The organism is Cupriavidus sp. C1SS-2L, from assembly GCF_057073735.1.
In genome coordinates this window covers 543209-565961 of the sequence record NZ_CP172709.1, presented here as the reverse complement: position 1 = coordinate 565961, position 22753 = coordinate 543209, and the positions used below count along the sequence as shown (strand labels likewise).

Sequence of the window (22753 nt, the reverse complement as noted above, 5' to 3'; positions counted from 1 at the left end):
TGGCTGGCAGCGTCGATGTGTGGCCTGGTCAGCCCGTCAGCCTTTGCCAGAACTTGCGGTCCGACGCGAGCCGCTTGCCCTGCTTAAGCCGGCGCGCCGCCGTGCGTAGCTTCAGCGGGTGTGCGGTTTCCAGAATGCGCGCTCGCGCGAGCAGCGTGTCCAGCGATGGCAGCTTCCACGTTCCCTTCCAGGCGAACAGCGTGTAGTTGCAGCTATCCTCGGACAGGGAAATGGAGAACGATTCTCCGAACACCGAGCGCACCTCTTCCAAGTAGAACGGGATGTCCTGGTCGCTCTCGAGAAAGTTGGCGACCAGGACGCCGTTGTCGGCGAGCCGCGTATGACAGGCGGCATAAAAGTCCGCCGTGCCAAGTTGGGACGGCATGCCATAGGCCAGGAACCCGTCGACAAGAATCACATCAGGCCGGGCATCCTGGCCTTTCACGTACTCGGCACCATCCGCACAGATGACTTCGAAGCGTTCGTCATCCGGCGGAATCAGGAACGTCTCACGCAGGGCGATGACTGCCGGATCGATCTCGATGGCCACCACCTTGGTGTGGGGGAGATGGTGGTAACAATATTTGGGCAGGGAGCCGCCGCCCAGGCCAATCATAGATATTCGGGTGGGAGCTGGCTGCAACAGCAGGAAGCTCATCATCGTCCGGGTGTACCCGAGTACGAGCTTATTGGGATCGCGCCTGGACATCAGGCTTTGGGTCGCATGGACGTCAAAGTGCAGCGACAGCGCATGCTCAGTTTCCAGCAACACGGGTGACCCGTCGCCTGTCGCCTCGGCGAGAAAGTTTAAATAGGCTTCGAAGGAGGCGCGGGAGGAATTCATCAGCCGGGTTCCATCAAACATGCGCAAGAAAGTGTCACGCTGCCAGGAGCGCGGCAAGTGCTTGCACCGCAGCCACCTCGTCGGGGCCGGCTGCCTGGATCGTTACTTTGGTACCGGCCCGTGCGGAAAGCCGCATCACCGCCATGACATCCTTGGCATCTGCGCTGCAATCGTGACAGACCAGCAGGATCTCGCTGTGGAATTGGCTGGCGGCAAGCGCAACTCGCGCGGAGCCGCTGCCCTGCAGGCCGACGCGGCTGGCCATTTCAACTGTTCTTGTTTCCACCGCACCTTCAAGTGAATTCACGTCAGACGATCCTGGCACCCGCGATTGAGGACGGCCAGGCGCGCCGCGGCTGTCTGCCTGCCACTCTGGTGAGGCCGGAACTGCCACGACTGTACTCGTGAGCGAGACTCCGGATCGTCCAAATCGGCTTGTGCCAACGAACTTCGGATGATGACTACTAGTTGTATACAATGATCATTATATTAACATATGATGATCATACAGAGCGTATGGAATCCAAGACCGCCCGGCTCACCCTGTTGATTGATCCGGAAAAAAAGAAGGCTTTTGAGGCGCTGTGTGCGGCGCAAGATCAGACGCCGTCGCAGGTGGTGCGCCGCCTGATACGCGAGTACCTCGAAGAGCACGGCGTGGACTATGCGACCCGGCACGGCCGCTGACCTGGAAGTGACGATCCCTGGTCTCGCTGCCTAGCAACGGCCGCAGGAATCGGAAGCTGCTCAATCTCACCTCATGAGCCCCGGACCGATACAGGACTTGATTGATGCAAGTCAACAGGCAAGGGATCTGCTGTTTCTATCCTGAACTAAGGATCGGTGGCTGCGGCGTCACGCGACCGCAGGCATGCCGTTGCATGCGGGGTGCCATCGGACTGGTGGCCCCGGCCTGCCTTGAGGCGTCTTCCATGGGTTGGCGAGGGGTACCCTCTTTCCTGACTGAAAGGGAGAGTCATCATGGATGACGAGATCAGGAAGAAGATCCTGACGTTACTGGATCAACACCGGATCATGACGATCGCCACGATCCGGCCGGATGGCTGGCCACAGGCGACCACTGTGGGCTACGTCAGCAAAGGCCTTGTGCTCTATTTTCTGTGTGGCCTGAACAGCCAGAAAGCAGCTAACCTGGCTCAGGATGACCGGGTATCCCTAACCATTGATGACGACGCCTCTGATCTGATGGCGATCACTGGGCTGTCTATGGCAGCGCGCGCGAAGCTCGTCCTCGACCCGGTCGAGGAGGACGAGGTCCTGCACATGCTTCCCCTCAAGTATCCGCAGCAATCCACGTTGCCAGTATCGATGCCTACCCGGAACGACGTGAGGATATTTCGCGTGACGCCCACGGTCATTTCCGTCCTCGACTACTCGAAAGGTTTCGGACACACGGACCTGGTCGTGTGCTAAATGTTCGTCGGTAATCCGCCAGGCGGTTCTGCAACCGAGACAGCTCGTCAGATGAGAAACACGCGAGTCATCGTCACGCATTACGGCGGTCCGGATTCGCTTCAGGTAATAGATGAAGAGTGTCCCGGGCCAAAGAACGGAGAGGTGCGGGTAAGGGTGCTGGCAGCCGGTGTGCGCCAGACCGACCTGATGATGCGCGAAGGCTTTCATCCTGAAACGCCTCGTTTGCCTTTCACACCGGGGTGGGACCTGATTGGACTGGTGGATCGAGTTGGTGCCGGAGTTGCCGAAGTGGATTCAGGTCAGTTGGTCGCCGCACTATCCATCACCGGTGCGTATTCCGAGTTCGTCTGTCTGCCGCAGTGTGAGCTTGTTCCCATGCCTTTCGGATTGGACGCTGCCGAGGCTCCAGTGGCTCAAGCGGATGCGGCCAGCATTGTTTCGCCACGACCTGATCGCCTTGTTGGATTTGCTTCAACAGAAGAAAATCAAGACGCTGATCGCCGCAAGGTTTTCACTGGCTGAGGCAAGACAGGCGCATGAATTGCTTGGAGAGCAGAGTGTTACAGGCAAAATCGTGTTGGTACCCAAAGGCGTTGAGCGATTGCGAACTTCAATGATGGCCGCAGCGGCTGGTGGCCACATCAACTACCGTGGTGATACCCGTTGCTTTGCCGAGTCGAAGACTACGAATCCGCTATGCCCATGACAATTGAAATCGCGGCAAAGGGCATAACGCAGCGGAATGCGTCTTTTGAATTCGCGATGCCAAACTGCCAGGAAGCCCTTGTCGGTACTTGGTCAGAGTAGCGCGGTAGCAATCGGGGCTCTCGAGGGCATTCCGGACATGATGGGGGTAACCTAGGCGCACCGACCCGATACCGCGCGGGTGCAGGCCGGATTGGCCGGACTACGACTCGGCGTGGTCGGCTGGCAGGATCAGAGCCTGCGGCACGTTCGCTTTACTGGCAAAGTGGTAGTAAATCACGGCTGGAACAACCAGACCTACAATCCAGGATATGTCGACACCACCGAGCGCCTCCACCCATGCACCGGTGTAGAAACTGGTAGCAATGAAGGGCATTTGCACCGCTACACCCAACACATAGACCGTCATGCCCCTGGCATTCCAGCGACCATAGCGGCCGTTGGGGTTGAAGAGCGCTGGCACGTCGTAGCGCTCCTTGGTGACAAAGTAGTAGTCGACGAGGTTGATGGCGCTCCAAGGAGTCAGGAACGCAAGCAGGAACAACAGGAAGGCTGAGAACTTCTTGAGAAAATCATGCTCCCCGGCCGCCAAAGCGAGCCCGGTCGAAAACCCAACCATGACCACGACGAAGAAGAATTTCGTACGGCCGGAGATGGTCCGTTGCCCACCAAGTCCGGTCAGGATGGCGGCGACCGACATGACGCTCCCATAGGCATTCAACGTGGTGATCGTGAGTTTGCCCAAGACGATCGTCAGGTAGAGCAAAATGGCAGCTACCCCAGTCGCGCCCAAGTCGACGATGAAGCTCACCTCATGTCCGGCGAACTGGTTGCCCGCCAACGCTGCGGCAAAGACTCCGAAGACCATGGAGATCTGCGAACCCAGCACCGAACCAATGCCCACTGCGAGGAATGTCTTGAAAGCCGAGGTCGAGCGAGGCAGATAGCGCGAGTAGTCGGCGACATATGGCCCGTAGGCAATCTGCCATGAGGCGGAAAGGGAAACGGCCAGCAGGAAGTGCCCCACATCGAAGCTGCGATTCTGCAGCAACGCGCCAACGTCCTGCCCTTTGAGTAGGCTGGCGAACAGGTACAGGAACGCCACAACGCCAATCACGCTGGAGACTCGCCCCATGAAATGAATGGTGCGATAGCCGAATGTCGCGAGCATGATCACCAGGCCCGAGAACAGTAGAATCGAGCTGGCGTTGCTTATGCCCATCAGATGGCTGAGCGCTTGGCCGGACAGAACCATGCCCCCCGCAGAGAATCCCGCGTACATGATACAGACAAGCACCAGGGGCACAATCGCACCGTAGACGCCAAACTGGACTCGACTGGAGATCATCTGCGGGAGCCCGAGCTGAGGTCCTTGCGCGCCATGGAGCGCCATGACTGCACCACCTAGGATCTGGCCAATCAGGAGGCCGATGAGGGACCAGAACACGTCGCCGCCAAGCACCACTGCCAGTGCACCCGTTACCACAGCGGTGATCTGAAGATTGGCGCCAAGCCATAAAGTAAACTGACTGGCCAGGCTGCCATGCCTTTCCGATTCTGGGATAAAGTCAATCGAGCGGCGTTCAATGAGCCGGGAGGAGATCTGACCTGAGGTTAGGTTCGGCCCTGAAGGTGAGATTGCCGAGGATTCTGTGCCGAATTTCGAAGTGTCCATTTTTGTCTCCTGCGTAGAGGCTTACCTAGCTGTCGATCTCAGTCGACGGCTGGCAGTCTATTTCTTTGGGCGCTGACTAGATGTTCGGAGGCTAGCGGCGTTTTTGCTTGCTGATGTTGGCAGCTAGAACACATAGAATCTCGAACATCAACGTGGCAGCGACCAATGCCGTATTGCCAGTTGGATCAAACGGCGGCGACACTTCAACCACGTCACCTCCGATGAGATTCAGGCCCCGTAGTCCACGAATCATGTGCTGGGCCTCGATCGTTGTCAGCCCACCGATTTCCGGTGTGCCAGTGCCGGGGGCGTATACGGGATCCAGTGCATCGACATCGAAGGTCACATACGTGCGGCCGTTTCCAACTACACGCCAGGCTTCCTGGATCACGGCTTCGACACCCATCGACCGAAATTCATCCATGTCGATGACTCGAATGCCCTGACGTTCTCCCCAATCATTCTCACTGTCGTTGTACAACGCCCCGCGAATACCGATTTGTATGGTCCGTTTCGGATCCAGCAATCCCTCTTCGATCGCTCGCCGAAAGGGGGTGCCATGTGTGTAAAGGTTATCGCCAAAATAGCGATTCCACGTATCTGTATGCGCGTCAAAGTGAACCATACCAACGGGCCCGTCCGTTGCAAGCGCCCGCAAGATCGGCAACGTTACCAGGTGATCTCCACCCACCGATAGTGGCGCTATATTAGCCCTGCACACTGCGTCGTAGAACGCGGTGATGCGATTCATCGAATCGATCAAATCCACCGGATTGACAGGCGTATCCCCTAGGTCCGCGCAATTGCAGATCTCAAATGGTTTGATACCGCTGCTTCGGTTGACATTGCGCACCATCGTCGAGATATCACGCACCTGACGAGGGCCATGTCGGGCGCCCGGACGATTGGTGGTGCCACCATCCCATGGCACCCCAATCAACCCGATATCCACATCTGGAATGTTCTCGCTCATCAGTTCGATGTGCGGCAGCCGCATCAATGTAGCCAAACCGGCATAACGTGGCGTCACTGTACCGGTGACCGGCGCAAACATTTTTTCTTCCATGAGTAAGGTCCTCGCAGTTAGTACGATTGGAACCGGCGCTCCGATGCTGTGGTCCGGCCATCCGCCATAGGCGTCCATTTAGTCTTGCACGCGAGTGACACATGTTGAATCAGAACTTCTCGAACTTTAGTTTTGGATTCCTCGAACCTTTCCAATCTGCCATTCAAGGTCGGCGGCCGTGCTAGGCTGTCCATGGGGCGATGCGACGTAAGCTGTAGGAGCCACTAGTGCAAGCCCACGGACAGCGGATGGAGGAGTATCAGTATGATCAGAATGACCGACGTCGATCTACGGTTGTTGCGCATATTCAAAACGGTTGCTGACTTGAAAGGTCTTTCAGCAGCGGAATCTGCGCTCAATATGAATCTGTCCACCATAAGCTCCCACATGACGGATCTCGAAAAGCGACTGGGCCTAAGGCTATGCGAGCGCGGTCGGCGGGGCTTCCATCTGACCGAAGAGGGCTATTCTGTTTATCAGGCGGCCGAGAGCTTGCTGAACTCAGTGGAAGAATTCCGGGCGGACATCGGGGCCATACGTCATGAGATTAGCGGCGAGTTGGCAATTGGCGTTGTAGATAACACCATCACCGACGTGCAGGCCAAAATTACGGATGCGATCCGCGCCGTCAAGAAAAAAGGGGGTGATCTCTTTTTGAAAATGGAAATCAAATCCCCAGACGAGATCGAGGCTGCGGTGCTTGAGCGGAGAATACATGTTGGCATTGGACCCTTCCGAATTATGCATCCAGGTTTGAAGTACCTGCCACTTTATACAGAGAATCTACGTCTTTACTGCAGCCACCTCCACCCTCTTTTCAATTCGGCTCCGAATGACATCAACACAGAGGATTTGCAGAAGCTGGATTACGTTGCGCGGGGTTATATGCGCGAATCCAGGGAGCTGAGCGACGCTAGCAACTTTAAAGTAGCGGCCACCGTCCATCACATGGAAGCGGTCGCGACCCTCGTTTTGTCAGGCAACTTTATCGGGTTCCTTCCGGAGCATTATGCCTTGCAGTGGGTCAAGCAAGACCTGATGCGAGCGATACATCCCGCGTTTCTAAGCCATAGCGCCGAATTCTCGCTGGCGTTGCTAAAAGGTCGTGAACAGACGATAGCTGTGCGAGTATTTGTAGAGGCGTTGCAATCTTCTTTATAGCTCAATCTACGTATGTCAACGTAGCTCCCGCATTTTTCACCTCGAGTTCGACGGTCATGGCGACGTTTTGGGAGGGAAGAGCATTGGAGACTCGCTCGAGGCATTCCCGAATGCGGCTGGTTGCCGAAGTCCGGCGGTCGGCGGGTGCCGTAACGCGACGCCGCTTTTCGGCGAACGACTCCTTACAGAGTGAAGTTGCCATTTGAATGCCTCGCCGACGTATGGGGCGAAAGTCGCTTCCTGGCCGGTCTCTGCCGACTGCCCACCGCCAAGCTGCGGCCGTCGCTGGTCGACTGCGGATTCAACCGGTCGATGCACAGGTGAACGCGCCGCCGGATGTGGATGCGCGCGACGAGATACAACGAGCGATCGAACTCGTCTACGCAAACCGGAGGATCACACCATCGAGGGCCGGCGCGGCCTTCCTCACGGGTTGTCTAAAGTATCGCGACGAAGTCCCACAGCCAAGAGTGTCAGAGGCCGCTCCCATGTGCATGAGCCGGCTCATGTCCCTGCTTCCGCGTGAACAGCCATGTTACGTTGCAACCTTGGCTGCCTCAGCGAGTCGGGGCCGGGTTGCACCTGGTGGCACATTTCCTAAAATGTTTCTCGGAAGCGGCCCAATCAGGCCGCATCTACAGGAGGGCACTATGGAACTTCATATGCACTCGCACCACTTTACGCGGCGAATGCCTGACTGGCGTGCCGCCGCGATGGCCGGCTTTGCCGCCGGAGTGGTCTTTCTGGTGGTCGAAATGGTCGTACTGTGGCTGATGGGCGAGAGCCCCTGGGGGCTGCCGCGGATGATCGGCGCAATCGTCATGGGGCCAAGCGTGGTGTCTCAAGCCGCGCCGGGCGCTGGCATCATGCTTGTCGGGCTGGTCGTGCATTTCGCGCTGTCCATCGTGCTCGGCTTGATCCTGGCGGTGATCATGGCACCGTTTAGCTTCGATTCGAGTGTGGGGATGGCATCGCTTGCCGGCGCTGTGTTCGGCGTCGCCGTGTATTGGATCAACTTCTATGGCATGACCCAGGTCTTCCCGTGGTTTGTCGAAGCGCGAAGCGCGCTGAGCTTCCTGGCACATGTGGTGTTTGGCTTGGTCGCGGCCGATGCGTACCTGAAACTGGAGAGGAAGATCGATAACAAGATCGAGAGCCCAAGCGGGGCCGGCTTCACCGGATGACTTGGTTCCGAAATTGATGCGGCCGACCGCCGCACTGGCATGGCCCGCCAGCTTCGGACTGGCTGCCGGCCGATGGTCGGCCGCTGTCTTTCTTAGCGATGCAGCCGGGAATGTCGAGTCGGCAAGGGTTGATGCGGCGCCTCGATGCGGTGCGCCGCATGCTGCTCACTGGCACCTCGCTCGCTCACGCCGCTACCGCCGCGGGTTTTGCTGATCAGAGTCACATGACGCGCCACTTTTCAAGGGCATTCGGGCTGACGCCGGGGCGCTGGCTCCAGGTCGCGAACCGCTCCCAGCGCGGCTGAAACTCCCACGATCGTTCAATACGGCCGCAGGGCGCGTGCGTATCCTCGACGCATTGACCTTTGAACGGAGAGAACGATGTCTCAATCCTCGAACCACACCATCGCGCCGGCCGAGCGCGGCCAGTGCCAGGCCATCGACCTGGCCGGCAAGATCGCGCAGATCGACGGTCACTGGCAACCGCGCGTTGTCGCTGAAATGAACGATTATCAGTTTAAGGTCGTAAAGGTCAAAGGCGAGTTCCAGTGGCACCGACATGCCGGTACCGACGAAACATTCATCGTGCTCGAAGGCGAGTTGCGTATCGATTTTCGCGCGGGGCCCTCCGGCGACGGTTCGATCATGCTGCGTGCCGGTCAGATGGCGGTGGTACCGAAGGGCGTCGAGCACAAGCCCCGTGCAAGCGCAGAAGTGAAGCTGCTGCTGATCGAGCCGCGAGGCGTGGTGAACACGGGCGACGGCGCGACGGGCGAGCGTACTGTCGAGAACGACCAGTGGATTTAAGGCGGCCCCCGGCGTATGCCAGGTGAGACGTCAAAGCGGGCGAGCTTGGGCGAGTCTGCGGAGGCGCGATTGCCGTCGATTTGGACGGGTCAGTTCAACGTCTCCTTCTGGGCCGGACACGGCCCCTGCGAGCAAGTCGCCGGCTGCTCGACTTTGGGCGGCGGCGACCAGCCACCCTCATGTCGACTCGCCTGAGAAATTCGGGCAGACAATCGGCCAATTCTGGCTGAATCCCTTATCTCCCGTGGCACTTCTTGAACTTCTTGCCGCTGCCGCAAGGGCACGGGTCGTTGCGACCGGGCTGGTCGCCCCTCACCACGGCCTCCACGCGCGGGCCCAGGCTCTTCCAGATCTGGCGCAGGTCGTAGACCGCCCAGATCGCCTCGCCGAAGGTTTCCACGCGCGCCTGGCTGGTGCTGGGCGGGCCATCCTCGCTGTACATGCAGACCTCGGGCTGGCCGGTGTCGTCCTCGGTCAGGGCGACAATGGCGTCGAGCGCGTCGTCCAACCACTGGGCGGCTTCCTTGTCGCGTGGGGAGGCCCATTCCTCGGGCCAGTTCTCTACCGCGAACATGAAGCCCAGCGCCCACACCTGGCCAAACGACGGGATTTCCCGCCCGTCAATCTCGGCGCGCTCTTCCTCGGGCAGGCTCAAGATGGCGCCGCGCATGTCCATGGCTTCGGGATGGAAGGTGCGTTCGTCCTCCAGCGTCTCCACGGGCTGGTCGAGCTGATGCTCCACCTCGTTCCATCGACGCTGCCACAGCTCCATGAAGCGGGTCTGCTGGGCCGCTTCATGGAACGCGGGCAGCAACGGCAGCGGGCTGCCCTCGGCCACGTCGAGCGCCGCGCCGTCGCCCAGCAGCATGGGCAGGTAGTCGGCAGCCGGGATGCGGCGGCGCGTGCAGACCAGGGCCGTGAGAAAGCCGTCGCAGAACTCCCATTGCGGGATTTCCTCAGCGCGCTGGCGCAGGTCGTCCAGCAGATCGTCAAGCTCCTGGAGTTCGTCGGGCGTCAGGGCGGTGGCTTCGGTCATGAGGGCGGGTTCTCGCGGTGCGGGGTGGGGATGCGCTAGACGCATCGCCGCGAAGTATAGCGCGGCCACTTTGCAGAAGTGCGTCGTACGACTTGCGAGGCCGTGACGTTTCGGTACCGCGCCAAGTCGGGTGCATCCCCGCGGCCGTTCGCCGGAGCGAGGGCCGCTCCCACGTGGCTCCTGTTGGCCGATTGCTGGTGACGCGGGCGGCTGGTTGGGGTAGGAGGGCACGCCGAGTGGGTAAGCTGGCCCCTAGTCCGTTTTGGACGTTCAGATAGCACTCCGCCCGCGAAGGAGCGTGCGTGCCTGCAACCTTCATTGGGCGATCTCTGCCTTTGCCTTGGAACGAATGCGGACTCGGAAACCTGCATAGCTCGGAATGCATTCCGCACAGAGCATCCAGGTCGGGCGTTGTGGGCGCCGTCGCCCTCGTTGCACATCCACATACCCCGGTGCGCGCAGCGCTACTTGATGCGGACAATGCTGCGTACCCATCAAACATAACCCCCAGCGCGCTGGCAATTCTTCGATCCGGTTATCAGACGAGAAGGCCTTACAGGTTTACATCGCCTTGGAAGCCGACGGCTGGCGTAGTTCCTTCGCGCTGGAACGACCGTCACCGTACAGCCCAGGCAGTTCGACTACTTGCGCCGATATAGTGCTGATCTAAGTACCTCGCTGACTAGCTGCCATTCGCGGGAGGCTGGTGAGCGAAAGGGGGGGCGATCAGGGCACCTAAGGCTTCGATCAACGCTTGGATACGCTTGGGTGTGAATCGCTTTGGCTCGACCGGGTACATTAGGATCCAGCCATCACCCATGGCGCACAGTTGATCGGCCAGCACGTCAGCCGAAATATCGCGGCGAACGGTCCCTTGCTCCTGTGCGGTCTTGAGGATCGACGCGTAGACTCGTCGATAGTGCGCGTAGCGTCTGGCAATGACGTCAGCAAAGACGGGCTCATACCGGCCTTGCGCAAGCAACTCGGAGAGTTCAGGCAAGAAACTTTCGCTGCGCTGATTCAGTCGCAGCCAGCAACCCAGAAGCGAATGAATATCGCCGCTTTGCCGAACGGACTCGAGCATGGCATCGTAGCGATCAAATGCGCTTTCTAGTAGAGCAACGACGAGTTCTTCCTTATTTGCAAAATAGTACGTCACGGCGCCGGTCGTATGACCCGCTTGTTGTGCCACTGAGCGCAATGATCCTTTTGCATACCCCTCCCGCGCTATCACCAATGCTGCGGCTTTCAGCAGTTCCTGGCGCTTCGCTTCACGGTCACCGGCAGGGCGGCCACGGGTCGTGACTTGATCGGTCCGACTATCGTCGTGTTTTGGCTTGATTTTTCTCTCTGGCATCTGTCGGGAATCCACAAACAACGGGGCGCGTGCGTACTCATTCCTTCTGACCATTCGTTTCATCAATACGCCGTCATTGCGCGCATTGCGGGAAAGCCGGCACGTCAATGGGGCACTGAGGAAAGGACTGCGCCGACTCTAGAGCGACAAGACATGTCATCGACAATGAGTCGATAGGCGTTTGCAGATGCATGGCACAGGAGATATCAGCACGGCCTTGTGGCAGACGGTCAATTTTGCCATGAACCAGCCTCCAATGGGAAAAGGGTCCCTCGCAAACTGGAACTCCCGCAGCGATCTGTGCAATGTAGCGGAGCCTACGCGATTGCCAAGTCGCAGTGGCCGTGCAACGGATCTGCGATAAGGGGACCTCTGCTGCTTGTAAGAAAAGGGCACATACGTGCCCGAGTAAGATGGCATCCGTGCTTCAGTTATTTTCAGAACTTATGGCGGAGGCCCACAGCAGCCCCCAACATATTGTTCCTGGTGCCTCCCGGCTGATACCCATTAGCGTAACCAATGGAGGCGGTATCCAGGCACAGGCCGGAATTCTTGGCGTACACCGTGGTCCAGTATAGGTCCGTACGCTTGGACAAGTTATAGTCGACGATGAACGCGACTTGCCAAGGGTTGCCTGGCGGCTTCAATGCGGGCGTTGTCGAAGAGTGGAAAGCTTGGTAGTAGTAATCCAGCGTCAAGCTGAGAGAACGTGCCGCCTCATAGGAAACCCCTGCCCAATACAAGTCGTCACGCACCAGCGTCTGCCCGGACGCGACTGCTTTGCCCCAGCGATAGCCGCCCATGATTTGGATAGGGCCAAGGGCGTAGCTGGCCGCGGCGGCAGCCTTTTTGCTGGTGGCGATATCAAGGAGCGCACCGTTACGGGTAATGCTCGGATTGACCTGATCATAGGACAACGTGGCGCCGAACGAGCCCGCACGATAAGTTGTCTGGCCACCGAAGCCGCTATCGCGGCGGATCTGGCCCGGAACCTCCCCGCTGCCACTGATGTTGACGCCGCCCGGGCTGCTGAAGGTGGGCCCAATACCGAATGACCAGTGGGCACCTACCATAAGCGGCCCAAATGTTCCGGTGTACTTGACCGTATTGTCTTGCCGGTAGGCGGCGCCAAACAGGGCGATGACTGGCTCATACAAGACTGCCAGCGCAGCGGGCGAAAAGGGGGCCAATGCATCCAGCATCGACGTGTACTGGCGGCCGAAGGTGACCTTGCCAAAGGTTGCGTTCTGCAGGCCGACGAATGCCTGACGGCCGAACAGACGACCGCCTTGCAGAGATTTGCCGTCGTCCGCGCTGAAGCCTCTTTCCAGAACAAAGATACCGCTCAGACCGCCGCCCAGGTCTTCGTTGCCACGCAGCCCCCAGCGCGAACTGGACAGGCCGCCGCCATTCAGCGCGTAGCGGGTACCCGAGCCACCGCTCGGCGCCTTCATATTCGTGGCGACTTCGACGTTCGTGTCCAGCACGCCGTACAACGTGACGCTGGACTGAGCTTGGGCTACGCCTGCTACGGTGCCAAGTGTGGTTAGCGCGATCAGCCATTTCTTCTTCATGCTCGATGTTCCGTTCAAATAGGATTGGGCCCGGTGCGCGCAAGAGCCTCCGTCGCGCGCACATAGCGTCATGTGAACCGAGACTGCCTTTACTCGACGGTCTTACCGAAGCCGGCCGCCGCCACTGCACGAACTTCGATACCTGGACTGAACGCCGCCACTTTGCACAGCGCCAGCGCTTCCTTGGTTGAGACAGTCGTCAATGACAGGTTCTCGATCCGCGGGAAAAACTTCGCGCTTGCACTCATGCACGGTTGATCCTCTGATCCGGGCAGTTGCGTAGCCGTCACAGCACTCCCGCACGGCCGCATCCCTGTCGACATCCCCTGACAGGAAGTCCGGAAGCGAACGCTAATTTAGAATAACAGTCGTTATGTTTAACGAAGAATGAGGGTATTCCCTGCGGAGGCTCTTCGTCAGCATGGCAGTGCGCGATGTTGCAAACGCGGCTTCCCGCACGCGCCCAGTACTTCCCATTAGCCCGCCGCTCAATGACGATCGATATCACAAAACGTACGTTGTGCAAATATGGGAATGTATTTACAAAACGGCTGTTGTGTTAACCTCTGGCGAGGACTAAAGTGAATCATCTTAGAGACGGGAGTGTGTGCCGTCCAAGCCACCAAGGAGCTTCACTATGCTGACCACCCCCGAGATGCGCGAGCAGTTCCGCAACGACGGTGTCACTATCTTCAGGAACTGCCTCAACGAAGCGCAACTGGCCCAGTGCTACGACGGCTTCAAGTGGGACATGGCTAACCCCGGCCCGCACGTCTACAAGGGCGGTCTCATCGGCACCACGTTGCACACCCACATCGACATTGCTAACCCCGAAGCCAAGTCCGAGCTGGATGACCTGGCGGCCGCATTGCCTTTCGGCCAGATCTTCCAGGAATTGTGGGGCTCGAAAAACGTCTGGTACTTCGCTGAGGAGATCTTCGCCAAGGAAGGGGGAAAAAGCGGCCGAGGCCCCTGGCACCAGGACACAGCGAACCTGCCGTGGGCCGGCCGCCATTGGGGCAATGCCTGGATCAGTTTCCAGAAGCTGCCCAAGAAGAATTCGCTGGAGATCGTGCGCGGTTCACATCTGGGTATCCAGTACGACGGCGCTAGCTTTGATAGTGCCGAGGATCCGACCGATCCGCTCTATGGCGATGGCACCTATCCTCGTCTCCCGCACATCGACAACGAGCTTGCTCGGGATCCCAATTCCTGGGACATCGTCTCCTTTGACATCAATCCTGGCGACATCGTCTTGCTGCACCCGCGCTCTCTGCATGGCGGTGCACAGGTCGATGCCGACTGCCCGACCCGCCACACACTGGTGCTGCGCTTCTTCGGTGACGACGCCACCTTTCGCGAGTTGCCCACCTGCAACCCCAAGTACGCCCGCAACGGCCCGCTCTTCCAGAAAGAAATGGCCAAGCTCAATCAGGGCGATGCGTTCCGCTCGCCGGTCTTCCGCCAGGTTGCCGGGGTCTGATATCACTACGGAGTACCAACATCGTGAAGCGAAAAATGATTAACCCCGCGCCATTCAAGGAGCGGCATTACGACCAACTGCATTTCTCGTCCGCCACCCGTGTCGGCGACATGATCTGGGTGTCGGGTCAGGTGGGCCTTGATGTGGCCACTGGCAAGCCGGGCGAGGGCATGGCCGAGCAGGCTCGACTGGCCTTCAACAACCTGAAGTGCGTGCTGGAGGAGGCGGGTGCGACGATGGCGGACATCGTCGAGATCGTGACTTTCCACATCGACCTGCATGGCCCGGACATTCAAGCGTTCGTGAGGGCGAAGGACGAGTTCCTGCCTGAGCGCTACCCCTCCTGGACTGCGGTAGGCGTGACCCAACTGGCGAATCCGGCGTTTCTTGTCGAAGTTCGCGCCGTCGCGGTGGCCGGCTGCGGTGCCGATTGACTGGGGAGGCTCACATGCAGGTGACTGAACAAATGAAGCTGGACCTGGCACGGGACGGCGCCTTCGTTGCACGAGGCTTGTTTTCTCCTGAAGGGCTCAAGCGGATGCGCGAGGCTTTCGATTATGGGATTGAACACCCGAGTCCGCAGCACGGCTACATCTTCAAAGGCACGCCGGACGAGCATTTCAACGACTACGGCAACATTGCCAACCGCGATGTGCATATCGCGACGATCAAGGCACTGGTGCTTGATGAATTCGTGGCGTCGCTATGGGACTCCCAGCATGTATGGTTCAAAGGCGAGGAGATCTTCATAAAAAAGGGCGGGAAGGCCGGGCGATCGCCGTGGCATCAGGACAACTCGTACACACCAGTAAGCGGGCCGCAGATGCTCAACATCTGGACCTGTTTTGAACGGATACCTCGCAAGAACGCGCTCGAAGTCGTGCGCGGCTCGCATCTCGGCATTCAGTACAACGGCAACTCTTATACAGACCCGGGAAAGCCCACTAAGCCGTTGTGGCTCAACACCGACTGGCCGGATCTTCCGGATATCGAGGCGGAACGGGCGAAAGATCCGAACTCGTGGGATGTTCTTTCATGGGACCTGGAATTGGGCGACGCATTGGTATTCCACTCCGGTGCGCTGCACGGCGGCGCCCCCGTCAGCGCGGACTGCCCCGATCGCCACACACTCGTCTACCGGTTCTTCGGCGACAAGCTCTTCTACCGGCCGCTGCCGACCGGGGGCTGCAACTACCCCTACGACATCAGCGCGCTCAATGATCCCTCGCTGATGCCAGGTGAGCCGTTTCGCGCCGCATGGTGCACACAACTGCGTTGATACCAGGATCGTTTGATGGGAGGAGGGCGGTTGTGTCCGCATTCCGTGTGGAGGTGGCCGCATCACTGAAGTACCGAAGACCAATAACGGCGACAGCGCCAACCGGAGACACACCGTGAGTCACATCGACGGAACGAAGTCATTCTCAGACAGTAACTCCCGCTCCTCCCATCTGTTGGCGCGGTTCGACCGCTTGCCAACCATGAGCACGCATTACGCCTGGGCGGCATTGCTGGCAATCAACTTGATGCTGGAGTATTACGACAACGCCATCTTTTCGTACGCTGCGCCGACCATCAAGGCGCACACGGGCATGAGTACCGAGCAGATCGGGGTTATCAGCAGCGCCCTCTACGTGGGGATGGTGATTGGCGCGCTGGCCGGCGGTTGGCTCTCCGACAGGGTGGGGCGTCGTCCAGTGCTGGTGTGGGGCACGGTCATGTACTCGCTCGGCGTGATCGTGACGGCGTTCGTCCCAGGGTACGAGATGATCCTGACCTCCCGCTTCGTGACTGGACTGGGCGTGCAGGCGGCCACGTCGGTGCTGCTCGTCTACGTCGCCGAGATGTTCCCACGCCATGCACGCGGACGTTTTCTCTCGCTCGTGACGATGGGCTACACAGCCTCGGCAGTGATTGCGGCGGCATTGGCCATGTTTTACCTGCCTACGGGCGGACCGAACACCTGGCGGTACCTGTTCTTGGCCGGCGGCATCGGCTTGCTGATTGCGCCCCTCGTGTATTTTTATCTGCCGGAGTCAGTGCGCTGGTGCGTCTCTCGCGGGAAGCTCGAGCACGCAGCGCAGATTGTCGCCAGCCTGGAAGCGCGCGCGTCGCGCAAGGGGCCGCTCGACGACCCCAATCCGCTGGCAGCGCAAGGCGGCGCAGCGAATGCCACCTTGCGGGACCTGCTGCGGAACAAGGGGGTCTTGCGCAACCTGATCGTTCTGTTTGTGTCCTATTTCGGGGTGTACCTGGCGTACTACACTTGGATCAACTGGAGCATCTACGCGCTGGTGTATGGTCTCAAATACCCCCAGAAGGACGCATATTTCATCATGTTCATCTGGGTCGTGGTCTACGGTGTAATGCCTTTCATTGCCATGCGACTGCTGGATCGGTGGGAACGCAAGAACACCATCCTCTGCATGTCGGTGTTCTGCGCGCTCGCGTTGGTTGTGCTGGGCCTCTCAACCAGCTATTGGGCCGTGGCCGTTATCGGCGGGGCGCTCGCCATCTTCAGTGGCTTCGTACTCAACGCCTACTACACATATATCCCCGAGACAATGCCAACGCAGTTGCGTGCCTTGGGCAATGGCATCGTGATGTCGGGTGCGCGGGTCGGCGGCGTGGTGTCCGGCGTGATGGGCGCGGCGCTGGTCACTGCGGGTGGCCTGAAGTACGTAACGTGGACCGCCGCCGCCATCTACATCGCCTTCGCCATCCCCGTGCTTATCTTCGGCCCGCGCACCACCAACCGTTCGCTGGAAGCAGTAGCCGACGAAGAATTGGGCCTTGGGACGTCAGGCGACCCCACCAAGTCAGCCGCGCACGCTGCCGCATGAATCAGCTTTCACCTGCCCTGCAGTAAGGAGTCTTCCATGTTGCCCGTTCAAGAAAATCGGTGGGTCTCCACGCATTGGGGCACCTACAACGTCACCGTGGACCAAGGCCGTGTGTCCAACATTCGATCCTGGCCTGGCGACCCTGCTCCGGCCCCCATCTGGGAGCAGCTCGATGGATCTCACACCAAGTTGAGGGTTGCCTCACCTGCCATACGAAAGTCGTTTCTCGACAAGCAGCATCGGGCAAGTGGTGAGGGCCGAGGGCGCGAGCCATTTGTCGAGGTGGATTGGAATACCGCCCTTGATATGGCCGCCGGGCAGTTACAGCGAGTCTGCTCATCGTACGGTAACTCGGCGATTTTCGGTGGCTCTTATGGATGGGCGAGCGCCGGGCGATTCAATCACGCGCAAAGCCAGATTCACCGCTTTCTGAACCTTCTGGGCGGCTATACGCGGTCGGTCAATTCATATAGCTATGGCGCAGGGGAGGTGATCATTCCCCGAGTGGTGGGCTCCATGCATAGCTTGGCGGACAGGCACACCTCGCTGAAATCCATGGTTCGAAGTACTCGACTGTTGGTGGCGTTTGGGGGATTGCCGGAAAAGAATGCTCAGATGAATTCCGGTGGCGTGACACGCCATCACTACCGCGACACACTCGGGCAACTCGCACAGGCAGGAGTGCGCCTGGTATCTATCAGCCCGATCCAGGATGACACCAGCGCACCATGCGAATGGATTCCCATACGTCCGCAGACTGATGTAGCCCTCATGCTTGGCCTGGCCTATGTTCTGGAAGCCGAGAACCTGGTCAACCGCGCCTTCCTGGACCGCTACACGGTCGGATACGACCGCTTCCGGCATTACCTGTTGGGCGAGTCCGACGGTGTGCCAAAGACGCCGCAGTGGGCATCGTCCATATGCCGCATTTCCGCACAGGGCATCACGCATCTCGCGCGTGATATGGCACAGCAACGGACCATGATCACCATGTCATGGTCGCTGCAGCGGGCCGAGAATGGCGAGCAACCGTATTGGATGACAGTGGCCCTTGCATCGATGATCGGCCAGATTGGCCTGGATGGCGGCGGATTTGGGTTCGGCTATGCCGCCATCAACGGTATCGGGCTTGACTCTATCACGGTGAAGATCCCCGCGCTGCCGCAGGGCAAGAACCATGTGGATTCGTTTATTCCCGTGGCGCGCATTTCGGACATGCTACTCAACAAGGGGCAATCCTACCGTTACAACGGCGAGACCCTGACCTATCCCGACATACGGCTCATCTATTGGGCCGGGGGCAACCCGTTTCATCACCATCAAGATCTGAACCGACTCCGAAAGGCATGGGCGGTGCCAGAAACCATCATCGTCAATGAGCCCTGGTGGACAGCAACCGCAAAGCACGCGGACATCGTGTTCCCTACGACAGTCGCTTACGAGCGAAACGATATCGCTGGCACCAGTACAGACCCTTTCATTATCGCGTCAGCAGCACATGTGAAACCGCATGCCAACGCGCGTAATGATTATGAGGTTTTTTCCGAGCTCGCCGCCCGACTTGGATTTGTGAAGAAGTTCACGGAAGGAAAGAGCGAGGAGGATTGGCTGCGATCTTTCTATGCACGGATCAAAGAGCAGGGCGACGAACAGGGCCTGAGCTTCCCGCACTTCGATGAATTCTGGGCGAAGGGAATGATTGAGGCTCCGACGAGAGAATCCCACACCGTTTTCTCGGAGTTCATCCGTGATCCGGTGGGAGAGCCCTTGCAGACGCCGTCTGGTCGAATTGAGATCTTTTCACAGACCATTCACGACTTCGGGATCAAGGCCCAGCCCGGGCATCCGGTGTGGATCGAGCCCGAGGAGTGGCTGGGGTCTCCTAAGGTGCTCGAGTTTCCTTTGCATCTACTCTCGAACCAGCCAGCATCCAAGCTGCACAGCCAATATGACCATGCGCCGCACAGCAGGAAATTGAAGATCTCTGACAGGGAGCCAATACGCATTCACCCAATCGATGCATCGAGCCGAAACATTGAACACGGAATGATCGTTCGCGTATTCAATGCGCGAGGCAGTTGTCTCGCGGGTGTGGTGGTGTCCGATGACGTGATTCCTGGGGTGGTGCAAATGGCCACAGGCGCTTGGCTGGACCTGGCCTTTGGTGATGGAGATGGTCCACCTTTGGATAAGCATGGCAACCCCAATGTGTTGACGCGCGATGTTGGCACATCGGAAATCGCGCAGGGCAGCGCAGCGAATTCATGCCTTGTCCAGATCGAGCGCTATGCCGGGGTTCTACCGACGACAACCTGCTTCGAGCCACCGGAGATCGTCAGGTGATCATTGCCGAGTCGCCCTTTGGCACCACGTTGATCCACCACCCTTGGCAATGACTGCTCAGCCCAAAGGTGCGCGTTTGTCATACTGACTACCATTCGCGGCAGCGCTACGGCATGGAAAATGGAAAGAAACGATGAAGAAGATCTCCGATCCACTCGATACCGCAATTCTGGCGCGCTATCTCGAAGACCACCTGCCTGGTTTCGACGGACCTGTGCACGCTGAGAAGTTCGCCGGCGGCCAGTCGAATCCTACCTTTCTGCTGCAAGCGCGCAGCGGTCGATATGTGCTCAGGCGGCAGCCTCCTGGCGAACTGCTGAAGTCCGCCCACGCTGTCGATCGTGAGTTTCGAGTCCTGACCGCCCTGTCCAGGACCAAGGTCCCTGTCGCGCACCCGTATCACCTTTGCGTGGACTGCGACGTAATTGGCAGCATGTTCTATGTGATGAGCTTCGAGGATGGGCGGATCTTCTGGAATCCGTCCCTGCCTGAGTTGCCGCAGCAGGATCGCGCCGCCTGCTACGACGCAGTTTTGCGAACAATGGCCGTGCTCCATGACATCGACATTGAAGCCGTCGGACTTGCTGACTTCGGACGGCATGGCAATTACTTCGAGCGCCAGATCGGCGTCTGGACGAAACAGTACCGAGCGGCAGAGACCGAGCGGCTCGACGCGATGGAAACCCTAATCGACTGGCTGCCAAGTGCGTGCCCCGAAGACGCTGGTCCGCCGACGCTTGTGCATGGCGACTACCGGATGGATAACGTAATGTTCGAGCGCGATAGCTACCGCGTGAAGGCGGTCCTCGACTGGGAACTGTCGACGCTGGGCAATCCGCTCGCCGATCTCGCGTACTTCTGCATGTGCCTGCGGCTGCCGTCCGACGGCCGCGTCCCCGGACTTGCGGGTAGGGATCGCGTTGAGCTCGGCGTGCCGCAGGAAACGCAAATTGTCGCGCGCTATTGCGAGCTGCGCGGCATCGAACCAATCCGCGACTGGCATTTCTATATTGCGTTCAGCTTTTTCAGGCTCGCTGCGATCGCGCAGGGTGTGAAGGCTCGCGCGCTGAAGGGCAATGCGTCCAGCACGGCTGCCCTGCAAGTCGGTGAAATGGCGGGCATGCTGGCCGAAGAGGCCGTGCGCGTGATCGATGCGCGAGGCTGACATGCAGGTCGCTCACGACCTCCGCGATCGGTATCGACGCAGTTCATCGAATCTCGAACCAATTGGAGGAACAATTTATGGCAACGAATCTGTTCGACTTGACCGGAAAGACCGCCCTCGTGACCGGCGCGAGCCGAGGCATAGGCGAGGAAATTGCGAAGCTGCTCGCTGAGCAGGGCGCGTACGTGATCGTGTCGAGCCGAAAGCTTGATGACTGTCAGGCTGTCGCCGACGAGATTGTCAAGGCGGGCGGCCAGGCGGAGGCGTTGGCGTGCCATGTCGGGCGGATGGAGGATGTTGCCGCGGTGTTCGAGCATATCCGCAGCAAGCACGACCGTCTCGACATCCTCGTTAACAACGCGGCGGCGAATCCCTATTTTGGCCACATCCTCGACACCGATCTTGGCGCCTACGAGAAGACGGTCGAAGTGAACGTGCGCGGCTACTTCTTCATGTCAGTCGAAGCCGGCAGGATGATGAAGGCGCAAGGCGGCGGCGCGATCGTCAATACCGCGTCGGTGAACGCGCTGCAGCCAGGCGAAAAGCAGGGCATCTACTCAATCACGAAGGCCGCGGTCGTCAACATGACGAAGGCGTTCGCGAAGGAGTGCGGGCCGCTCGGCATCAGGGTGAACGCGCTGCTTCCTGGCCTCACAAGGACAAAATTTTCGGGTGCGCTGTTCGAGGACCCGGCAATCTATGAGCGATGGCTCGCCGAGATCCCGCTGCGTCGTCACGCGGAGCCCCGCGAAATGGCCGGCACGGTGCTCTATCTTGTGTCGGATGCTTCGAGCTATACCAATGGCGAATGCATTGTAGTCGACGGTGGCCTGACAATCTGAGGCGGCGAAAAGGTCCGCTGTTGCGCGGGTGAGGCCGTGATGCTAAGTAAGCGCCGCGCTGTCAGGGAGTCACGACGACCATGAACAACTTCAAGAATTAAGCGCAAATGAATATCGGAGTGCCCGTAGAAACGCATGCGTGCGAATCGCGCGTCGCCGCTACGCCGGAGACAGTCAAGAAATACGTCGCACAAGGCCACAAGGTCGTGGTGCAGGCAGGCGCGGGCTTGCGTGCCAGCCAGCCCGATAGCGCCTATGAGGCGGCCGGTGCGACGATCGGCACCGCCGACGACGCGCTCGGCGCGCCGCTCGTGCTCAAGGTGCGCGCACCTGAGAGCGCCGAACTGGCGCAGATGAAGTCCGGCGCCGTGCTGGTGGGCATGCTCAACCCGTTCGATACCGAGAACAACGCGCGCATGACCGCCGCCGGCATCACCGCCTTCGCGCTCGAAGCGGCACCGCGCACCACGCGTGCGCAGAGCATGGACGTGCTGTCCTCGCAGGCGAACATCGCCGGCTACAAGGCCGTGCTGGTCGCAGCGCATCACTACCAGCGCTTCATGCCGATGCTGATGACCGCCGCGGGCACCGTCAAGGCCGCGCGCGTGCTGATCCTCGGTGCCGGCGTGGCGGGCTTGCAGGCCATCGCCACGGCCAAGCGCCTCGGTGCGGTAATCGAAGCCTCGGACGTGCGCCCGGCCGTGAAGGAGCAGATCGAATCGCTCGGCGGCAAGTTCCTCGACGTGCCGTTCGTGACCGACGAAGAGCGCGAGATCGCGCAAGGTGTCGGCGGTTATGCGCGGCCAATGCCGCCGGACTGGATGAAGCGCCAGGCCGAGCTGGTGCACCAGCGTGCGATCCAGGCCGACATCATCATCACCACCGCGCTGATCCCCGGCCGCAAGGCACCGGTTCTGCTGCACGAAGCCACCGTGCAGCAGATGAAGCCGGGCTCGGTGGTGGTCGACCTGGCCGCCGCGCAAGGCGGCAACTGCCCGCTGACCGTGGCCGACGAAGTGGTCGAGCGCCATGGCGTGATCTTCGTGGGCCATACGAACCTGGCCAGCATGGTCGCGGCAGACGCCTCGGCGCTGTACGCGCGCAACGTGCTGGACTTCCTCAAGCTGGTCATCGACAAGGACGGCCAGTTCTCGCTCAACCTCGAAGACGACATCGTCGCAGCTTGCCTGATGACGCGGCGCGAAGAAGCGGCGCTGGCCGGTTAAGGAGA

The 22753-nt window shown here is 59.5% G+C and carries 23 protein-coding genes and 1 pseudogene; 16 read left to right on the top strand and 8 right to left on the bottom strand.

Going from position 1 to position 22753, the window contains the following annotated elements; translation table 11 throughout:
* Positions 1 to 28 precede the first annotated feature (28 nt).
* Entirely contained in the window at positions 29 to 844 is an 816-nt protein-coding gene (locus ACIGJG_RS20360; RefSeq protein ID WP_041680351.1) for a fused MFS/spermidine synthase, read from the bottom strand.
* 34 nt (positions 845 to 878) lie between these two features.
* Complete coding sequence (locus tag ACIGJG_RS20355; protein ID WP_342394091.1) at positions 879 to 1151, bottom strand: HPr family phosphocarrier protein; 273 nt, start codon at positions 1149 to 1151, stop codon at positions 879 to 881.
* Between the two features lie 209 nt (positions 1152 to 1360).
* On the opposite strand from ACIGJG_RS20355, the gene ACIGJG_RS20350 reads away from it, so the two are divergent.
* The 4 genes from ACIGJG_RS20350 (at position 1361) to ACIGJG_RS20335 (ending at position 2987) form a co-directional block, all read left to right on the top strand.
* Positions 1361 to 1531 carry a ribbon-helix-helix protein, CopG family gene (locus ACIGJG_RS20350; protein ID WP_041680353.1) on the top strand — a complete coding sequence of 57 codons (171 nt, stop codon included), beginning with the start codon at positions 1361 to 1363 and terminating at the stop codon, positions 1529 to 1531.
* A 294-nt stretch (positions 1532 to 1825) separates the two neighbouring features.
* Entirely contained in the window at positions 1826 to 2278 is a 453-nt protein-coding gene (locus ACIGJG_RS20345) for a pyridoxamine 5'-phosphate oxidase family protein (protein ID WP_011301810.1), read from the top strand.
* Positions 2279 to 2803, top strand: coding sequence for an alcohol dehydrogenase catalytic domain-containing protein (locus ACIGJG_RS20340; RefSeq protein WP_245001845.1), 525 nt, complete (start codon positions 2279 to 2281; stop codon positions 2801 to 2803). It abuts the gene before it with no gap.
* The gene (locus ACIGJG_RS20335; RefSeq protein ID WP_245001844.1) at positions 2703 to 2987 is read left to right on the top strand and encodes a zinc-binding dehydrogenase; all 285 of its coding nucleotides are present in this window, start codon (positions 2703 to 2705) and stop codon (positions 2985 to 2987) included. The genes ACIGJG_RS20340 and ACIGJG_RS20335 overlap by 101 nt, the downstream gene beginning before the upstream one ends.
* A 201-nt stretch (positions 2988 to 3188) precedes the next feature.
* Here ACIGJG_RS20335 and ACIGJG_RS20330 read toward each other — a convergent pair whose 3' ends face one another.
* Together ACIGJG_RS20330 and speB are read right to left on the bottom strand one after the other, a co-directional pair.
* Complete coding sequence (locus ACIGJG_RS20330; RefSeq protein WP_483673823.1) at positions 3189 to 4661, bottom strand: purine-cytosine permease family protein; 1473 nt, start codon at positions 4659 to 4661, stop codon at positions 3189 to 3191.
* 91 nt (positions 4662 to 4752) lie between these two features.
* Entirely contained in the window at positions 4753 to 5727 is a 975-nt protein-coding gene (gene speB, locus ACIGJG_RS20325; protein WP_011301813.1) for an agmatinase, read from the bottom strand.
* A 264-nt stretch (positions 5728 to 5991) separates the two neighbouring features.
* Between speB and ACIGJG_RS20320 the strand changes: the two genes are divergently transcribed.
* From ACIGJG_RS20320 to ACIGJG_RS20305, 4 genes and pseudogenes are all read left to right on the top strand, one after another.
* Positions 5992 to 6888 (top strand): LysR family transcriptional regulator, encoded by an 897-nt coding sequence (locus tag ACIGJG_RS20320; RefSeq protein ID WP_011301814.1) that lies wholly within the window; start codon positions 5992 to 5994, stop codon positions 6886 to 6888.
* Between the two features lie 650 nt (positions 6889 to 7538).
* A complete protein-coding gene (locus tag ACIGJG_RS20315) occupies positions 7539 to 8072 on the top strand; it encodes a hypothetical protein (RefSeq protein ID WP_011301815.1) in 534 nt (177 codons plus the stop codon).
* Positions 8073 to 8203: 131 nt separating this feature from the next.
* Positions 8204 to 8377, top strand: a pseudogene (locus ACIGJG_RS20310) (helix-turn-helix domain-containing protein); the annotation flags it as partial.
* 76 nt (positions 8378 to 8453) lie between these two features.
* Positions 8454 to 8879 carry a cupin domain-containing protein gene (locus tag ACIGJG_RS20305; protein ID WP_011301816.1) on the top strand — a complete coding sequence of 142 codons (426 nt, stop codon included), beginning with the start codon at positions 8454 to 8456 and terminating at the stop codon, positions 8877 to 8879.
* A gap of 235 nt (positions 8880 to 9114) precedes the next feature.
* Here the strand turns inward: ACIGJG_RS20305 and ACIGJG_RS20300 are convergent, their stop codons facing one another.
* From ACIGJG_RS20300 to ACIGJG_RS20285, 4 genes are all read right to left on the bottom strand, one after another.
* Complete coding sequence (locus ACIGJG_RS20300) at positions 9115 to 9915, bottom strand: YecA/YgfB family protein (protein WP_041680355.1); 801 nt, start codon at positions 9913 to 9915, stop codon at positions 9115 to 9117.
* 682 nt (positions 9916 to 10597) lie between these two features.
* A complete protein-coding gene (locus ACIGJG_RS20295) occupies positions 10598 to 11335 on the bottom strand; it encodes a TetR/AcrR family transcriptional regulator (protein ID WP_011301818.1) in 738 nt (245 codons plus the stop codon).
* 374 nt (positions 11336 to 11709) lie between these two features.
* The gene (locus ACIGJG_RS20290; protein WP_483673821.1) at positions 11710 to 12846 is read right to left on the bottom strand and encodes a porin; all 1137 of its coding nucleotides are present in this window, start codon (positions 12844 to 12846) and stop codon (positions 11710 to 11712) included.
* 89 nt (positions 12847 to 12935) lie between these two features.
* The gene (locus ACIGJG_RS20285; RefSeq protein ID WP_181184367.1) at positions 12936 to 13094 is read right to left on the bottom strand and encodes a hypothetical protein; all 159 of its coding nucleotides are present in this window, start codon (positions 13092 to 13094) and stop codon (positions 12936 to 12938) included.
* Between the two features lie 389 nt (positions 13095 to 13483).
* Here ACIGJG_RS20285 and ACIGJG_RS20280 point away from each other — a divergent pair, with 389 nt between their 5' ends.
* The 8 genes from ACIGJG_RS20280 (at position 13484) to ACIGJG_RS20245 (ending at position 22748) form a co-directional block, all read left to right on the top strand.
* Positions 13484 to 14329, top strand: a complete 846-nt coding sequence (locus tag ACIGJG_RS20280) for a phytanoyl-CoA dioxygenase family protein (protein WP_140949143.1) — start codon at positions 13484 to 13486, stop codon at positions 14327 to 14329.
* A 35-nt stretch (positions 14330 to 14364) separates the two neighbouring features.
* On the top strand, positions 14365 to 14763 hold the full coding sequence (locus ACIGJG_RS20275; protein ID WP_011301821.1) for a RidA family protein: 399 nt from the start codon (positions 14365 to 14367) through the stop codon (positions 14761 to 14763).
* Positions 14764 to 14795: 32 nt separating this feature from the next.
* Entirely contained in the window at positions 14796 to 15608 is an 813-nt protein-coding gene (locus ACIGJG_RS20270) for a phytanoyl-CoA dioxygenase family protein (RefSeq protein ID WP_235679935.1), read from the top strand.
* 115 nt (positions 15609 to 15723) lie between these two features.
* Positions 15724 to 17172 carry an MFS transporter gene (locus tag ACIGJG_RS20265; protein ID WP_483673819.1) on the top strand — a complete coding sequence of 483 codons (1449 nt, stop codon included), beginning with the start codon at positions 15724 to 15726 and terminating at the stop codon, positions 17170 to 17172.
* Positions 17173 to 17208: 36 nt separating this feature from the next.
* Positions 17209 to 19515: a molybdopterin-dependent oxidoreductase gene (locus ACIGJG_RS20260; RefSeq protein WP_140949145.1), complete on the top strand. Its 2307-nt coding sequence runs from the start codon at positions 17209 to 17211 to the stop codon at positions 19513 to 19515.
* Positions 19516 to 19648: 133 nt separating this feature from the next.
* Positions 19649 to 20680 (top strand): phosphotransferase, encoded by a 1032-nt coding sequence (locus ACIGJG_RS20255; RefSeq protein WP_140949146.1) that lies wholly within the window; start codon positions 19649 to 19651, stop codon positions 20678 to 20680.
* A 77-nt stretch (positions 20681 to 20757) separates the two neighbouring features.
* Positions 20758 to 21522, top strand: a complete 765-nt coding sequence (locus ACIGJG_RS20250; RefSeq protein WP_140949147.1) for an SDR family oxidoreductase — start codon at positions 20758 to 20760, stop codon at positions 21520 to 21522.
* 107 nt (positions 21523 to 21629) lie between these two features.
* The gene (locus ACIGJG_RS20245) at positions 21630 to 22748 is read left to right on the top strand and encodes a Re/Si-specific NAD(P)(+) transhydrogenase subunit alpha (protein ID WP_140949148.1); all 1119 of its coding nucleotides are present in this window, start codon (positions 21630 to 21632) and stop codon (positions 22746 to 22748) included.
* Positions 22749 to 22753 lie beyond the last annotated feature (5 nt).

What these genes read in the sequence shown, in the direction of transcription:
- ACIGJG_RS20335 (WP_245001844.1), top strand. Translation starts at nt 2,703, where the DNA reads ATGCGGCCAGCATTGTTTCGCCACGACCTGATCGCCTTGTTGGATTTG.
- ACIGJG_RS20360 (WP_041680351.1), bottom strand. Translation starts at nt 844, where the DNA reads ATGAATTCCTCCCGCGCCTCCTTCGAAGCCTATTTAAACTTTCTCGCC.
- speB (WP_011301813.1), bottom strand. Translation starts at nt 5,727, where the DNA reads ATGGAAGAAAAAATGTTTGCGCCGGTCACCGGTACAGTGACGCCACGT.
- ACIGJG_RS20275 (WP_011301821.1), top strand. Translation starts at nt 14,365, where the DNA reads ATGATTAACCCCGCGCCATTCAAGGAGCGGCATTACGACCAACTGCAT.
- ACIGJG_RS20245 (WP_140949148.1), top strand. Translation starts at nt 21,630, where the DNA reads ATGAATATCGGAGTGCCCGTAGAAACGCATGCGTGCGAATCGCGCGTC.
- ACIGJG_RS20300 (WP_041680355.1), bottom strand. Translation starts at nt 9,915, where the DNA reads ATGACCGAAGCCACCGCCCTGACGCCCGACGAACTCCAGGAGCTTGAC.
- ACIGJG_RS20295 (WP_011301818.1), bottom strand. Translation starts at nt 11,335, where the DNA reads ATGAAACGAATGGTCAGAAGGAATGAGTACGCACGCGCCCCGTTGTTT.
- ACIGJG_RS20330 (WP_483673823.1), bottom strand. Translation starts at nt 4,661, where the DNA reads ATGGACACTTCGAAATTCGGCACAGAATCCTCGGCAATCTCACCTTCA.
- ACIGJG_RS20250 (WP_140949147.1), top strand. Translation starts at nt 20,758, where the DNA reads ATGGCAACGAATCTGTTCGACTTGACCGGAAAGACCGCCCTCGTGACC.
- ACIGJG_RS20305 (WP_011301816.1), top strand. Translation starts at nt 8,454, where the DNA reads ATGTCTCAATCCTCGAACCACACCATCGCGCCGGCCGAGCGCGGCCAG.
- ACIGJG_RS20270 (WP_235679935.1), top strand. Translation starts at nt 14,796, where the DNA reads ATGAAGCTGGACCTGGCACGGGACGGCGCCTTCGTTGCACGAGGCTTG.
- ACIGJG_RS20255 (WP_140949146.1), top strand. Translation starts at nt 19,649, where the DNA reads ATGAAGAAGATCTCCGATCCACTCGATACCGCAATTCTGGCGCGCTAT.
- ACIGJG_RS20290 (WP_483673821.1), bottom strand. Translation starts at nt 12,846, where the DNA reads ATGAAGAAGAAATGGCTGATCGCGCTAACCACACTTGGCACCGTAGCA.
- ACIGJG_RS20320 (WP_011301814.1), top strand. Translation starts at nt 5,992, where the DNA reads ATGATCAGAATGACCGACGTCGATCTACGGTTGTTGCGCATATTCAAA.
- ACIGJG_RS20345 (WP_011301810.1), top strand. Translation starts at nt 1,826, where the DNA reads ATGGATGACGAGATCAGGAAGAAGATCCTGACGTTACTGGATCAACAC.
- ACIGJG_RS20285 (WP_181184367.1), bottom strand. Translation starts at nt 13,094, where the DNA reads ATGAGTGCAAGCGCGAAGTTTTTCCCGCGGATCGAGAACCTGTCATTG.
- ACIGJG_RS20260 (WP_140949145.1), top strand. Translation starts at nt 17,209, where the DNA reads ATGTTGCCCGTTCAAGAAAATCGGTGGGTCTCCACGCATTGGGGCACC.
- ACIGJG_RS20340 (WP_245001845.1), top strand. Translation starts at nt 2,279, where the DNA reads ATGTTCGTCGGTAATCCGCCAGGCGGTTCTGCAACCGAGACAGCTCGT.
- ACIGJG_RS20315 (WP_011301815.1), top strand. Translation starts at nt 7,539, where the DNA reads ATGGAACTTCATATGCACTCGCACCACTTTACGCGGCGAATGCCTGAC.
- ACIGJG_RS20350 (WP_041680353.1), top strand. Translation starts at nt 1,361, where the DNA reads ATGGAATCCAAGACCGCCCGGCTCACCCTGTTGATTGATCCGGAAAAA.
- ACIGJG_RS20280 (WP_140949143.1), top strand. Translation starts at nt 13,484, where the DNA reads ATGCTGACCACCCCCGAGATGCGCGAGCAGTTCCGCAACGACGGTGTC.